The organism is Marinobacter sp. 3-2, from assembly GCF_003751355.1.
GTDB classification, from domain to species: Bacteria; Pseudomonadota; Gammaproteobacteria; order Pseudomonadales; family Oleiphilaceae; genus Marinobacter; species Marinobacter adhaerens.
Genome location: NZ_RJUQ01000013.1, coordinates 598,632 through 611,990 on the forward strand (window position 1 = coordinate 598,632; position 13,359 = coordinate 611,990).

Genomic DNA, 13,359 nt, shown 5'->3' on the forward strand with positions numbered 1-13,359 from the left:
TTCGAGGCAAAACCATGCTTGATTGGGACGACGAACCAAAAACTGAATCCAAAGCGGCGCATCCCGGCGCCCCGGCACCGGTGAACGTGGACGACAAACGCGTCATCAACGGCGAAACCGACATTAACCAGCTGGCACCGTTCAAGTACCCCTGGGCCTGGGAGTATTTCATGAACGCCAACAAGAACCACTGGACCCCCCTGGACGTGAACATGGCCCAGGACGTTCACGACTACCACCACCGGCTGACCGCGCCGGAAAAGCACGTGTACGAGAACGTGTTGGCTTACCTCACCACTTCCGACATCCTCGCCATGCGCAACATCGGCCTGGCGGTGATGGAGAAGATGAGCGCGCCCGAGCTGCAGATCTACCAGGCCCGCCAGGTGTACGAGGAAGCCATGCACACCTGGGCCTACCAGCACTGCATCGAAACCCTCAACCTGGACCAGAGCGAGATCTACAACCGCTACCGCGTGGTGCCCGCCATCAACGGCAAGATCCAGATTGCCAACCGCCGGCTGGATGCGGCCATGCGGCCGGATATGAACCTGCGTAACAAAGACGACCTGCAGGAATTCATCATGTCTTACCTGTTCTTCGCGGCGGTGTTCGAAGGCACCTGGTTCTACAACGGCTTCAGCCCCATCTTCGCCCTCCAGCGCCGTGGGCTAATGCGAGGCACCGGCGAACAGCTGCAGTACATCCTGCGGGACGAGGCCATGCACTTCTCCTTCGGCCTGAAAGTGGTCAACCAGATCGTGGAAGAGGAGAACATCACCTTCGATCCGAAGGCCGTGCGCGAGATGTGGGACGAATCAGAAGCCGCCGAGAGGGCCTATGCGGACTACATCCTGCGAGACCCGATTCTCGGTTATTCGGCCGAGTACCACAGCGAACAGTTCCGATTTGTGGCCAACCGCCGTGCCAGGACGGTAGGTCTTGAAGAGCCGTTCCCCGGAGCAAAGAACGTCTCACCCTGGCTGGATGAACAGGCCACACTGCGCAAGGAAAAGAACTTTTTTGAAACCCGGGTGATTGAGTACCAGACGGGCGCGCAGCTAGAGTGGTAAATTCGGCCGAGCAGCCGGAGTGATACGCCCTGTGTTCGCATGAATCTGTGATCCGAGCAGGGCGTATAACCTTGGGCCTGGCATGAATTTCTTCAGAGGTAACGTTGGTGAACAAACGCAGTCTGAAAGCCCTCATCGCGCTGTGGTGCCTCGTTTGCTCGATGGGGTTGCTGGCTTTGCCGGCTGTCTCCGTGGCAGAGGGTACACTGAAGTTTGCGTTTGCCGACAATTCAAAACCTTACAGTTTCTCTCAGGATGAAAAGGCAGCCGGGCTATTTCCGGAAGTGGTACGGTTAACTTTCAGTTTTATCCCCGACTACGATATGGCGAGCGCGGTGATGCCGTGGTCGAGGGCGCAGTACAACGTCAGGTTGGGGCTGAACGATGGCCTCCTCACCTATCCGTCGAAGGAGCGGCAGAACTACGCAGTCTTTTCAGCGGGGCCGCTTTTCATTCAGGATTTTGGCCACCTGGTTTACTCGGCTGAAAACCCCAATAAAGACCTGATCGAATCGGCCTCCAGCTTTGCTGACTTGTCCGGTTTGAAGGTAATCGTCGAAAAGGGCTCTCAATGGGAAGAGAACAATATACCAGGCTATCTGGAGCGTGTTCCCGGTCGGGACAGTGAGACGATGATGCATCTCCTGATGTTCCGGGAAGCCGGGGATTTTCTGGTGCAGCCCGCTGAAGACGCCCGTTTTATTGCAGGGAAACTGGGCTACACCGAAAACCTGAAGATTCGCAAGGTCGATTTTATTCCAAACTCCATGATCCCTTTCCATCTTGGGGTTTCGCGCCAGCATCCATCCGCTAACGATGTGATCAATCAGGTTGATGCAATCATGCAAAAGCCGGACTTTCAGTCACAATTGACGACTCTGATCAGGAGTTATCGATAAGGCTGCACGGGCTAGCTGCCCGGCATCTTTATGCGGCCTTCACCGCCACCCGGGTACCATTAAACGCCGCATTCCCGGTCAGTGCGTCAATGCGCCCGGAATCAGTGACGTCGTTCATGCTCACGCCGGGCTGTCCCTCGGCGATCGACATGGCGGTGTCCGGCCGGTTGTGGCCCCAGCCCTGGGGCATGCTGATCACACCCTCGAACATATCGTCGTCGATTTCCACCGGCAGGTTGATGCTTCCGGAAGCCGACGTAACCGTGGCCAGTTGTCCGTCTTCAAGCCCGATTTTGAGGGCATCTGACGCGTTCATCTGTAACGTGCACGGGTTCTTGCCTTTTACCAGCCGGTGGGAGTTCTGGGTCCAGGTGTTGTGGCTGCGGGGCAGGCGGCGGCTGATCAGCGTGAACGGATACTCGCTGTTCTCATCTGACTGCAACAGGCCCGAGGCATCCAGGCGTTTCAGATCGTCCAGATACAGCTGCGGAGCCAACCGGATCTTGCCGTCTTCGGTCTGGATGCGCTGCGCCAGGCAGGGCTGCAGCGGTCCCAGATCCACGCCATGAGGGTTGGCTTTCAGGGTCTCCAGGCTCATGCCCTCTTTCCCGTAGGCGCCGTGTTTCAGTCCCAGATCCAGCATGGCCTCCGGCGTTACGCCATCGTCTTCCAGGCCCGTTAACTGCAGGGCCAGATCCCGCAGAATTTCCCAGTCGTGTTTCTGGTTCGGTCCTTTCTCGAACATCGGTTCCGAGAACTTGGCGGTATTTCGAACGGCGAAAGAGTTGAAGAACACATCGAAGTGCGGCACTTCCAGCCCGGTTGTGGCCGGCAGGATGATGTCGGCATGGCGGGTGGTTTCGTTCAGGTAGATATCCACTGACACCATGAAATCCAGGTTATCGAAGGCGCCTTCCAGGCGGGCTCCACCGGGAGCCGAAAGCACGGGGTTGCCGGCGATGGTGATCATCGCGCGGATCTGGCCCTCGCCCGGGGTCAGGATCTCATCAGCCAGGGTAGCGACCGGGAATTCGTTGTTGAAGTAGGGCAGTTTTCGCACCCGGGACTCGTAACGGCCATAGGAACTCGGCTTGCCCTTTTTGTCCCTGACAAGATCAAAGGCCGGCTGGGGGAACATGGCGCCACCGCGGCTATCGAAGTTGCCGGTGAGAATGTTCAATACATTGTTGAGCCACTGGCAGAGGCCGCCGAACGACTGCGTCGATGCGCCCATGCGGCTGTAGCAAACGGCGCTCTTCGCAGCTGCCATCTCCCGGCCCAGCTCGCGGATGGCCTCTGCGGTCATACCACAGGCTGCCGCCACGGTTTCCGGGCTATAGGGTTTTACGGCCTCGGCCAGTTGCTCCAGCCCGTCGATCCGGTCTTCCAGATGACCAAGGGTAACCAATTGTTCCTCAAACAGGGTGTGAACCATGGCCAGCATGAACAGGGCATCGGTTTCCGGGCGGATAAACAGGTGCTGGTCGGCCTTTCTCGCAGTCTCGGTGCGCCGTGGATCAACCACCACCACCTTGCCGCCACGTTGCTGGATGGCCTTCAGGCGTTTGCCGACGCCGGGGGCGGTCATCAGGCTGCCGTTGGAAACAATCGGGTTGGCACCAATGATCAGCATGAAATCCGTATGGTCGATGTCCGGCACCGGAATCAGCATGCCGGCACCCAGCATGTAATTGGAGGCCACGTGGTGTGGTAACTGGTCCGCCGATGCGGAGCTGTAGCGGTTATTGGTGCCGAGCGCCTTGAAGAACCGCGGCAGCATGATGGCGTTGCCGAAGTTGTGGGCGTTTGGGTTGCCCAGGTACACCCCGACCGCATCCTGCCCGTGTTCCTGCTGAATGCCCCGAAACCGCGAGGCGATTTCCTCGAAGGCAGCTTCCCAGCTGATCTCCTGCCAGCCGTCCGCGGTGCGCTTCATGGGTGCTTTCAGGCGGTCCTTGTCATTGTAGAAATCCTGCAGTGCAACGGCTTTCGGGCAGATATGGCCGTGGCTGAACGGGTCGTTGCTGTCACCCTTGATGGACAGGATCTCGCTACCCCGATGCTGGATTTCGAGGCCACACATGGCTTCACAGATGTTACAGGTGCGGTAGTGGGTCTGGGTGTCGGTCATGGCAAACACTCGGTCCGGATATTGTCGTTATTGGTTCTGGCAGTGTGGCACAAGCCGGCGGAAAATCAGACGGTCATAATTCACATAAAACCGGTCAATCCCGCCAAATAATGTTTCTCCCGGTGCCTGAAAGACAGGCCGGAATTTCATCGTACAATAGCCCCATGGCTAAAACCTTTTACCGTCGGGGCCCGGACCATCGAGCCGGAGCGCCGGTTACCTTTCTCGACGTCCGCCGTCGTTTCCAGTTCCGTTCCATCGAGCTTGGCCGCTGGGTCACCGAGCCGGAAAAACAGCGCAGTGCGTCGCTGTTCTACGATGCCCTGTGCGACCTGATGACCATTCTTGGCGACACCGAGTCGCTGGTTTCCCTGCGTGGCACCCTGGCTCTTCAATATGGCATTGGTGGGCGGCCCGGTGTGTCGGCCCACTACACGCCGGCCACGCGCAGCTTCTCACTGGCCAAGAATGCCGGGCCCGGCAGCATCGCCCACGAGTGGTTTCACGCCTTCGATCATTACATCGGCGAGAAACTTTTCGGCGAGGCCCAGAGAGGCCAGTTTGCCTCGAAGCTCTGGCTTGGCCGTGACGACGCTGTGCGGCATCCGCTGAACGATCGACTGCAGGCCTGCTTCAAGGCGATTCTTCTGGACGAAAAAGGCGCAGAGCCCAGCGAGCTCTTCCGGTGCTCGGTGAAGGCGGACAAAGCGGCAGGAATTCAATATTTCAGCTTGCCCGAAGAGCTTTGCGCCCGGGCGTTTGAAGCGTTTGTGCAGGATGCAAACGTGAAGAACGCCTTTCTGGTGAGCGGAACCCGGGAATCTGAAGAGGCAAAACTGGGTCTGTACCCGGTGGGCGCGGAACGCGAACGCGTCAACAGCGCTTTTTACGATTATTATACCGCTCTTGGCCGGGCGCTCCGGTCAACAGAGGAGTAATGGCTTATGACAGCGCTTGAGCTGAAAGTACCGCCGGTGGCTCTAGTCTCTATTGTGGCGGTTGGAATGTGGGCTCTGTCCCGCATTGCACCTGACTTGGCAATCGCCATTCCAGCAGCAGGCTGGTTGGCGTCTGGCGTTGCACTGACGGGTATGGCGATCGCGGTTCTTGGTGTCTTGGCGTTCAGAACGGTGGGCACAACGGTAGATCCCAGGGTTCCCGGGCAGTCGGAAAGTCTCGTGGTTTCTGGTGTCTATCGGTACAGCAGAAACCCGATGTACCTCGGATTCCTGCTGGTTCTCTGCGCCTGGGGGCTGTGGCTTGGCAATCTGCCGGCCCTGCTTTTTCTACCGGCATTTGTCCTCTACATGAACCATTTCCAGATTGTTCCGGAGGAGCGGTTCATGCGGGACAAGTTCGGTGCCGCCTATGCGACCTACTGTGCCGAGGTTCGCCGCTGGATGTGATCAGCAATTCAGTGGCAGTGCGCGTGAGCAGCCGCGTTCTCATCCCTCGGATCGCCCATGCCACCCTTGAGGCCGTATTTGATCAGCAGCAGGTTGGCGGGCCAGGCTGCAAACAAACCCAGTGAGAGTGAGATGTAAAGAGAGGACCAGAACAGGGCATCACCCATGGTGGCGTTGCCGCCGAGGTAGAGATCGGTGGTAATTGCCACGGACTCCATCACAACGATGCTTATGGTTTCTGCGAAGAAGGCGCCCTTGAACGCCTCTTTGAATGCCATGCCGTTCTGCATCATCGGGCCAATATTCAGGGCGAAGCCGAAGATATAGGCCAGCGTAAAGGTGATGATGGCAGCCCAGAAATTACCCATGGCAAACAGGCCAACCGAAATAATCACGCCGAGAATTTCACCGATCCCACAGCCGGAGTAGCAGTGTGCCACCGACCGGAAACCCTTGCGGGCAAGGCTGTCGGTCGGGATCTGTTTACGCCCCGAGTATCGGTAGATAGCCACGCCGACCGGCCCGGAATAAAGCACGGTAAGCCCCCACACCCACTGCATCATGGAGGCAATGTGGCTGTTGCTGGTTCTCAGGTCGTAAACCACCCAGACGACGCTGGCCGCAACAAGGGCCAGCCAGATGCCCAATCCCGTCCAGGTGTCGATAAGGGCCTGAATCTGATCAAGGCTCATGGCTAATACCGTCCTTTTCAGGGAATTCTATACCTGTTGTAGTCCTTGGAGGCTGGGCGCCTTTCTTTCAACCTCTAGCCAGGCCTGTAGCTCGTGCAGCGGCTTCGGCGAGCAGATCCAGTAGCCCTGGAGCATTTCCGCTCCCAACTGGTTCAAAAGGCGGGCCGACTTTTCGGTTTCGACACCCTCGGCCACCACCTGATAGCCCAGGCCCTGGCCCATCCTGATGGCGGTTTCGACAATCATCCGCGCGCCCTCGCTGGATTCGATATCCTGTAACAGGGCGCGGTCCAGTTTGATTTCGCTGGCCGGCAGTTTCTTGAGATAGGAAAGCGAGGAGTAGCCGGCGCCAAAGTCGTCAATCGACAGCTTCAGCCCGATAGCCGTTAAATCGTTGAGGGCGTTCAGGCCCCTGTGGGGATCGTCCATGGCAGCGGTTTCGGTCAGCTCAATGATGACCTGTTCCGGGTTCAGCTGATTTCGCTTTGTCCGGGTTTCGAACAACCCCACCAGTTCTGGAGAGCTCAGATCCCGGGCAGAGATATTCACAGAGACGGTCAGAGCCGGATCGAGGGTATGGAGTTCCTTCAGATCGTTCAGAGCCTGATCCACCACCCATCGGGTCAGATGTTTGATCACCCCGGTTTTCTCGGCCATCGGAACGAACTCAATCGGCGGTACCCAGCCTCGGTCCGGGTGATGCCAGCGGATCAGGGCTTCCACACCCACCACTTTGCCTGTCGCCAGGCTGATTTTGGGCTGATAGTAGAGCTCGGTCTGATTGTGGTGCAGTGCCTCCCGGAGGTCGGACATCAATGTCAGCCGGCTTTCGTCATAGATGTCATCCTTGCGGGAATACAGGCCGGTCTGATAAGGGCCATGAGGCGCCATTTCCATGCCGACATGGGCATTGCGGATCAGCAGAGCGGCTTTCTTGCCATGTTCCGGATAGCTGGCGGCACCAAACCGGGGATTGGGCTCTATGGCAATGTTGTCCAGCAACACGGGTTCCGCCAGTTGTTTAAGTGCGTTATCCAGCGACTGGAAGTCGTCTGCCGTTTTACTGACGTTCACCAACAAACCAAAACTGTCGCCAGACAGCTGATATACCCGCTCATCGTTCCCACGCGCATCGACGATGTGATGAACCATCGGCAGGCCTGAGGCCAAACGGGTCATCTGCTCTGCCATGGCCTTGAGCAAACGTTCGCTGCGGTCCAGGCCCAGGGTCCGGTTGATTTCCTTGAGCTGCGTTATCCGGGTAACGCCCACCATGAAGCGCCCGTTGGGGTTTTGCCGCAATTGCTCATCCACCATCCATTCGAACCGGTTGCGGTTTGGTAGCCCGGTCACCGGGTCATGGGTCAGTGCTTCATTCAACTGGGTCTGGGCTTCGTTGCGGGCCTTCTGTTGTTTGAGGATATCGGCCTGAGCCTGGATTTTCTGTTCCCGTTCCCGGTATAGGCGGTCGGCGAGGGCAAGCGTGAGAATGAAAGCCTCAAGCCCGGAGCCGATCTGCATGGCGTACTCGGTAAAGAAATTCTCCGGCAACAGGCCCAGGGCCCGCCCCGCCGTTGCCGAGACCCCTATCGTAAGAGGTGTCCAGGCGATCGTGAAGAACACCCCGGCCCGGACACCGGCAGCCCAGGCAACAGGGCCGGCCACCAGGAGCAGCGAGAAGAATGCGAACGCGGAAACGGCCGCCACCCGGATACCGGTGTCGTAATCCAGCAGCGGCGCAGACAGGAAAAACAGCATTTCAAACAAGAGCATCGCCTGCAGGGCCCGGTACAGCCTGGGGCTGTTAGAGCGCACCTGGAGGAACTCCATGCAGAACAGTATCGAGAACATCGCCAGGAATGGCATCGACAGCAGAAGCACATGCGTGTGAAGAAACGGTGCGCCCGGGTAAATGTGCTGAAGTGTATAGCCGCGCACAGCGGCGAAGAACAGGAAGTAGCCGGAAATGGCCAGGGCGTAAAACAGGTACAGCTTTTCTCGCAGGGTCAGGAACACGGCCAGGTTGATCAGGATGATCACTGCCAGACTGCCGTAATAGAAAAAGTGCAGTTTCTGCTCGTTGGCAGCGGCCTCGTAAAAATCATTCTGTTGCCAGATCTGCAGCGGCACCACCATCGTGCCCTGGGTGGCGACCCGGATATAAAGCGTTTTCGAGGCGTCCGGGGCTACATGGAATCGATATAGCATGTTGGGATGGTCGACATCCCTGGGGTAGAAAGAGCGGGTGTCCCCGGTGGCGAATTCTCGGAGCAGGGTGCCGCCGGAGAGCTCGTGAAACACCACGTCATCAAGCTGGGAATAGCCCAGCTCTGCAATCAGAAGCTGGTCGCGGCCGGTCTGGTTTTGCACCTCAACCCGCAGCCAGTAGGCGGAATCGGTAATCCCGAAGGTGGCCTTTCCCGATGGGTTGGTCTGCCAGGCTGCATCGGGGAGGGCGCGAACATCGGCCAGCTCCGCTTCGGCGCTGGCGTCTTCCCAGTACTGGAAATGGCTTTCAATCGGTTTTTCTGAGGCAAGTGTGACCGGGGCGCTATCCGCATGCGCAAAATGCGACGTGAAAGTCGCCAGACTCAGTAAAAAGATACGCAGAGCAGTGCTGAGGATCACCAACAGTAGACCCCGTTATATCGCCATCAGGCTTTTTTATTTTCCTGATCATCAGCTTAACAGCCTTTCTTCACCGGAAAAGCCGAGAACCAATATTTAATGTAGCGAAATGTCTCATATCTGCAGATTCTCCGCCTTGCCCACCCGTCCCTTTGTGCTCTCCGTAGCCCTCAAGCACCTGTCTCGATAGCGGCCCATCTGCTACGTTGAAAGGAGACATTCATTCCCAAGGAGGCCTCTATGTTCGTCGCTGAAAAAGCAACCGGGCACCTGATCGAAGTTCTGGATACACAGGCGCTGTTTGATCCCCATAGCCAGCAGGTGCGAGGCAGCCTCCATTACGGAGAGGAGGCGCAGGATCCTGAATTGTTTAAAAAAGCCGAACTCGCATTTCCCTCCGGTGAAGCGCTTCCTGTGTGCTGGACAGACCCGGATTACCGTCGCCATAGCTGATATTTGCTTGTCCTTCCTGCCGTCACAACCGCGCCATATCAGAGTGGCGCGAGGCTTCCCTGCTTTCTGATCAGGTTTGAATTCCCCGCCTCGCTTCTGTAAGCTTTTTATTAATTGAACGTTCAATTAATAAAAAGCAGGGCTGATTGGTGCTGCTTTTCAACACCGGAAACAAGACGAGTAACCGAAGCCGCCATGCCAAAAGTTGGGGTCAAAGACACACGCAAGCAGCAGCTGATTGAAGCCACCATGCATTCAATTGCCGAGCTGGGCATGCAGAACACCACCATTGTGAGCATCAGCAAACGGGCGGGCATGTCCTCCGGGATTATCAGCCATTATTTCGGCGGCAAGCAGGGTCTGATTGAGGCGGCCCTGCGTTATCTGCTCGATCAACTGGGCAAGGAACTGCGGGAGCGCATGGCCAAGACCGACCGCTCCCCGGAACAGCGGCTCAATTGCATCATCGAGTCGAACTTTTCCGAGTTTCAGCGCTCGGCGCTGGCGGCCAAGACCTGGCTGAGCTTCTGGGCCCGGTCGATGCATGAGCCGGGGCTCAAGCGGCTGCAGCAGATCAACAACGCCCGGCTGTACAGCAACCTGCGATATTCCTTCGCACAGGTGCTTGAACCGGCTGCGGCGACCGAGGTCGCCCGGCAAACCGCGGCAATGATCGATGGGTTCTGGTTGCGCAGTGCCCTGAGCCTGGACCCGGCAGAGAGCTTTGAAGCCGGTGAGCGGCTCTGCAAGAAATTTGTCCACGAGACACTGGCCCAGGCAGCCGCCTGAGCCGAGATTGATTCGAACGGCCCACAAGGCCTGAAGACACCGAACCGAGGTTAATTACCGACTATGTCTGCATCTCTTCCTGTTGTTCAGAATTTCGTCCATGGCCGTTTCCTGGCCAACAGCACCGGCGAAACCTTCCCTGTGGTGAACCCGGCCACGGGTCAGGTTATCTACGAAGTGGAAGTGGCGGATGAATCCGTGCAGAAGGCCGCCATTGAAAGTGCCCGTGCCGGTTTTGCCGAGTGGTCTGCCATGACTGCCATTGAGCGCAGCCGGATTCTGCTTCGGGCGGTTGCGCTTCTGAGAGAGCGTAATGATGAATTGGCTGCCGCAGAGGTGCGCGATACTGGCAAGCCCTGGCAGGAAGCAGAAGCCGTGGATGTGGTCACCGGTGCCGATGCGGTTGAGTTCTTTGCCGGCCTGGCACCCTCCATCGAAGGTAACCAACAGGACCTGGGCGGTGATTTTTACTACACCCGCCGGGAGCCCCTGGGCATCTGTGCCGGCATTGGCGCCTGGAACTACCCGATCCAGATCGCCTGCTGGAAATCCGCGCCGGCCCTGGCCTGCGGCAACGCCATGATCTTCAAGCCATCTGAGGAAACCCCCATGGGTGCGGTGAAGCTGGCGGAAATCTTTACCGAAGCGGGCGTGCCGGCGGGCGTATTCAACGTGGTGCAGGGCGCCGCCGAAGTGGGCCAGTGGCTGACCCACCACCCCGAGATTGCCAAGGTCTCCTTCACGGGAGAAGTGGCCACCGGCAAGAAGGTGATGGCAGCGGCATCCTCCACCCTGAAGGACGTCACCATGGAGCTGGGCGGGAAGTCACCGCTGATCATCTTTGACGATGCGGATCTTGAGAACGCCATTTCCGCCGCCATGGTCGGCAACTTCTACACCCAGGGTGAGATCTGCACCAACGGCACCCGGGTGTTTGTTCATGAAGATCTGTACCCGCGCTTTATCGAACGTCTGCTGGAACGCACCCGCAACAATATCAAGCCTGGCGACCCGATGAATCCGGACACCAATTTCGGCGCGCTCATCTCCGCAAAACACCGGGATCTGGTGCTCGATTACATCGCCAAAGGCCTGTCCGAAGGGGCGACTCTCAGCCACGGCGGTCGGGCCTTTGAGCCGGAGGATTCCAAAGGCGGCTATTTCGTGGAGCCCACCATCTTCACTGACTGCACCGATGACATGACCATTGTGAAGGAAGAGATCTTCGGGCCGGTGATGTCGGTGCTCACGTTCCGCGATGAGGACGAGGTGATTGCCCGGGCCAACAACACCGACACCGGTCTGGCCGCTGGCGTGTTCACCAACGATATCCGTCGGGCTCACCGGGTGATTCACCAGATCCAGGCCGGCATCTGCTGGATCAACAGCTACGGCGCTTCCCCGGCGGAAATGCCGGTCGGTGGCTACAAACTCTCCGGCATCGGCCGCGAGAACGGGGGCGAAACCATTGCGCACTACACCCAGATCAAATCGGTGTATGTGGGCATGGAAGATTTGGACGCACCCTTTTAATCGCAGGCCACACAGGAGAACGCGTATGACAGAAAATCGATACGACTACATCATTGTGGGTGCGGGTTCCGCCGGTTGCGTGCTGGCCAACCGCCTGACCGAGGACGCGCGCCACCGGGTGCTGCTGCTGGAAACCGGCGGCAGCGACAAGAGCATCTTTATCCAGATGCCCACCGCCCTGTCCATTCCCATGAACACCAAGAAATACGCCTGGCAGTTCGAGACCGAGCCGGAGCCCTTCCTGGATAACCGTCGTATGCACTGCCCACGGGGCAAGGTGCTGGGCGGTTCTTCCTCCATCAACGGCATGGTGTATGTCCGTGGCCACGCCCGGGATTTTGACGAATGGGATTCCGAGGGCGCTACCGGCTGGCATTACCGCAACGTCCTGCCCTATTTCAGGAAGGCCGAGACCTGGGCTTTTGGCGGCAATGACTACCGGGGCGATAAGGGCCCGCTCGGTGTGAATAACGGCAATAACATGCAGAATCCGCTCTACAAGGCCTTTATCAGGGCGGGTTCCGATGCCGGTTACTTTGAGACCGATGATTACAACGGTACCCAGCAGGAAGGCTTCGGCGCCATGCACATGACCGTGAAGAACGGTCGTCGCTGGTCCACTGCGAACGCCTATCTGCGCCCGGCCATGGAGCGCGATAACCTGACTGTGGTCACCCATGCCCTGGTGCACAAGGTGTTGCTCGATGGCAAAACCGCCACCGGTGTCCGTTACGAGCAGGGCGGCAAGGTGCACGAGGCGAAAGCCGCCGAAGAAGTCATCCTGTCAGCGGGCTCTATCGGTTCACCCCACCTGCTTCAGCTGTCCGGAATAGGCAAGCGTGAGGTACTGGAGAAGGCTGGTATCGAGGTAAAGCACGAGCTACCCGGCGTTGGTGAGAACCTGCAGGACCACCTGGAGTTTTACTTTCAGTACCGCTGCAAACAACCGGTGTCGCTCAACGGCAAGCTGGACTGGTGGAACAAGCTGAAGATCGGTGTTCGCTGGATTCTCCGCAAGGACGGTCTGGGCGCCACCAATCACTTCGAGTCCTGTGGCTTTATCCGGTCCAAGGCCGGCGTCGAGTGGCCCGACCTGCAATATCACTTCTTACCGGCAGCCATGCGCTACGACGGTAAAGAAGCCTTCAACGGAGACGGATTCCAGCTGCACATTGGTCACAACAAGCCGAAAAGTCGGGGCTTTGTGCATGTGCAATCGGCCGACCCGAAACAGGCACCGACCATCCGCTTCAATTATCTGCAGCACGAGGCAGACCGCGAGGGCTTCCGGGACTGTGTGCGCCTGACCCGGGAAATCATCAACCAGCCGGCCATGGACCATTACCGCGGAGCGGAGATCCAGCCCGGCGCCGAGGTCCAGACCGACGAGGAAATTGATGCGTTTGTCCGCCAGGCGGTCGAGAGCGCCTACCACCCGTCCTGCTCTTGCAAGATGGGCACCGACGAGCTGGCGGTGGTGGACCCGGAGACGCGGGTTCACGGTATCCGGAATCTCAGGGTGGTGGATTCGTCCATCTTCCCGACCATACCCAATGGCAACCTGAATTCGCCCACCATCATGGTGGCCGAGCGGGCAGCCGATCTGATCCGGGGCAGGGAGCCCCTGCAACCTTCTGACGCGCCTGTGGTGATGGACGACCAGTGGCAGACACGTCAGCGACCGGGACAGGCAAAGCGCGCGCTCGCATAGTGCGTCGTCATCCCACCCGGACGTGCAACGCGCCCGGGGTTTTG

Annotated in this window: 11 protein-coding genes; 8 read left to right on the forward strand and 3 right to left on the reverse strand. The window is 58.4% G+C overall.

Annotated features, from left to right (window positions below; genetic code table 11):
• The first annotated feature begins 14 nt into the window (after positions 1 to 14).
• Together EDB94_RS10085 and EDB94_RS10090 are read left to right on the forward strand one after the other, a co-directional pair.
• Entirely contained in the window at positions 15 to 1,073 is a 1,059-nt protein-coding gene (locus tag EDB94_RS10085) for a ribonucleotide-diphosphate reductase subunit beta (RefSeq protein WP_108018274.1), read from the forward strand.
• Between the two features lie 107 nt (positions 1,074 to 1,180).
• Positions 1,181 to 1,972 carry an ABC transporter substrate-binding protein gene (locus EDB94_RS10090; protein ID WP_108018275.1) on the forward strand — a complete coding sequence of 264 codons (792 nt, stop codon included), beginning with the start codon at positions 1,181 to 1,183 and terminating at the stop codon, positions 1,970 to 1,972.
• 28 nt (positions 1,973 to 2,000) lie between these two features.
• Here the strand turns inward: EDB94_RS10090 and EDB94_RS10095 are convergent, their stop codons facing one another.
• Positions 2,001 to 4,103, reverse strand: coding sequence for a molybdopterin-dependent oxidoreductase (locus EDB94_RS10095; protein ID WP_108018276.1), 2,103 nt, complete (start codon positions 4,101 to 4,103; stop codon positions 2,001 to 2,003).
• 164 nt (positions 4,104 to 4,267) lie between these two features.
• On the opposite strand from EDB94_RS10095, the gene EDB94_RS10100 reads away from it, so the two are divergent.
• Both EDB94_RS10100 and EDB94_RS10105 read left to right on the forward strand, forming a co-directional pair.
• Positions 4,268 to 5,041 (forward strand): CLCA_X family protein, encoded by a 774-nt coding sequence (locus tag EDB94_RS10100; protein ID WP_108018277.1) that lies wholly within the window; start codon positions 4,268 to 4,270, stop codon positions 5,039 to 5,041.
• A 6-nt stretch (positions 5,042 to 5,047) separates the two neighbouring features.
• The gene (locus EDB94_RS10105; protein ID WP_108018278.1) at positions 5,048 to 5,509 is read left to right on the forward strand and encodes an isoprenylcysteine carboxylmethyltransferase family protein; all 462 of its coding nucleotides are present in this window, start codon (positions 5,048 to 5,050) and stop codon (positions 5,507 to 5,509) included.
• A gap of 8 nt (positions 5,510 to 5,517) precedes the next feature.
• Here EDB94_RS10105 and EDB94_RS10110 read toward each other — a convergent pair whose 3' ends face one another.
• Entirely contained in the window at positions 5,518 to 6,201 is a 684-nt protein-coding gene (locus tag EDB94_RS10110) for a DUF4396 domain-containing protein (protein ID WP_014578781.1), read from the reverse strand.
• 27 nt (positions 6,202 to 6,228) lie between these two features.
• A complete protein-coding gene (locus EDB94_RS10115) occupies positions 6,229 to 8,829 on the reverse strand; it encodes an EAL domain-containing protein (RefSeq protein WP_108018563.1) in 2,601 nt (866 codons plus the stop codon).
• A gap of 240 nt (positions 8,830 to 9,069) precedes the next feature.
• Between EDB94_RS10115 and EDB94_RS10120 the strand changes: the two genes are divergently transcribed.
• The 4 genes from EDB94_RS10120 (at position 9,070) to betA (ending at position 13,315) form a co-directional block, all read left to right on the forward strand.
• Positions 9,070 to 9,282 (forward strand): hypothetical protein, encoded by a 213-nt coding sequence (locus EDB94_RS10120; RefSeq protein ID WP_053113332.1) that lies wholly within the window; start codon positions 9,070 to 9,072, stop codon positions 9,280 to 9,282.
• 195 nt (positions 9,283 to 9,477) lie between these two features.
• Entirely contained in the window at positions 9,478 to 10,071 is a 594-nt protein-coding gene (gene betI / locus EDB94_RS10125; protein WP_108018279.1) for a transcriptional regulator BetI, read from the forward strand.
• A gap of 63 nt (positions 10,072 to 10,134) precedes the next feature.
• Positions 10,135 to 11,604: a betaine-aldehyde dehydrogenase gene (betB, locus tag EDB94_RS10130; RefSeq protein WP_108018280.1), complete on the forward strand. Its 1,470-nt coding sequence runs from the start codon at positions 10,135 to 10,137 to the stop codon at positions 11,602 to 11,604.
• A gap of 25 nt (positions 11,605 to 11,629) precedes the next feature.
• On the forward strand, positions 11,630 to 13,315 hold the full coding sequence (gene betA, locus EDB94_RS10135; RefSeq protein WP_108018281.1) for a choline dehydrogenase: 1,686 nt from the start codon (positions 11,630 to 11,632) through the stop codon (positions 13,313 to 13,315).
• The last annotated feature ends 44 nt before the right edge of the window (positions 13,316 to 13,359 follow it).

Excerpts from the sequence above, each read along its gene's own strand:
- betB (WP_108018280.1), top strand. The coding sequence starts at position 10,135 with ATGTCTGCATCTCTTCCTGTTGTTCAGAATTTCGTCCATGGCCGTTTC.
- EDB94_RS10110 (WP_014578781.1), bottom strand. The coding sequence starts at position 6,201 with ATGAGCCTTGATCAGATTCAGGCCCTTATCGACACCTGGACGGGATTG.
- betA (WP_108018281.1), top strand. The coding sequence starts at position 11,630 with ATGACAGAAAATCGATACGACTACATCATTGTGGGTGCGGGTTCCGCC.
- EDB94_RS10100 (WP_108018277.1), top strand. The coding sequence starts at position 4,268 with ATGGCTAAAACCTTTTACCGTCGGGGCCCGGACCATCGAGCCGGAGCG.
- EDB94_RS10105 (WP_108018278.1), top strand. The coding sequence starts at position 5,048 with ATGACAGCGCTTGAGCTGAAAGTACCGCCGGTGGCTCTAGTCTCTATT.
- EDB94_RS10095 (WP_108018276.1), bottom strand. The coding sequence starts at position 4,103 with ATGACCGACACCCAGACCCACTACCGCACCTGTAACATCTGTGAAGCC.
- betI (WP_108018279.1), top strand. The coding sequence starts at position 9,478 with ATGCCAAAAGTTGGGGTCAAAGACACACGCAAGCAGCAGCTGATTGAA.
- EDB94_RS10085 (WP_108018274.1), top strand. The coding sequence starts at position 15 with ATGCTTGATTGGGACGACGAACCAAAAACTGAATCCAAAGCGGCGCAT.
- EDB94_RS10120 (WP_053113332.1), top strand. The coding sequence starts at position 9,070 with ATGTTCGTCGCTGAAAAAGCAACCGGGCACCTGATCGAAGTTCTGGAT.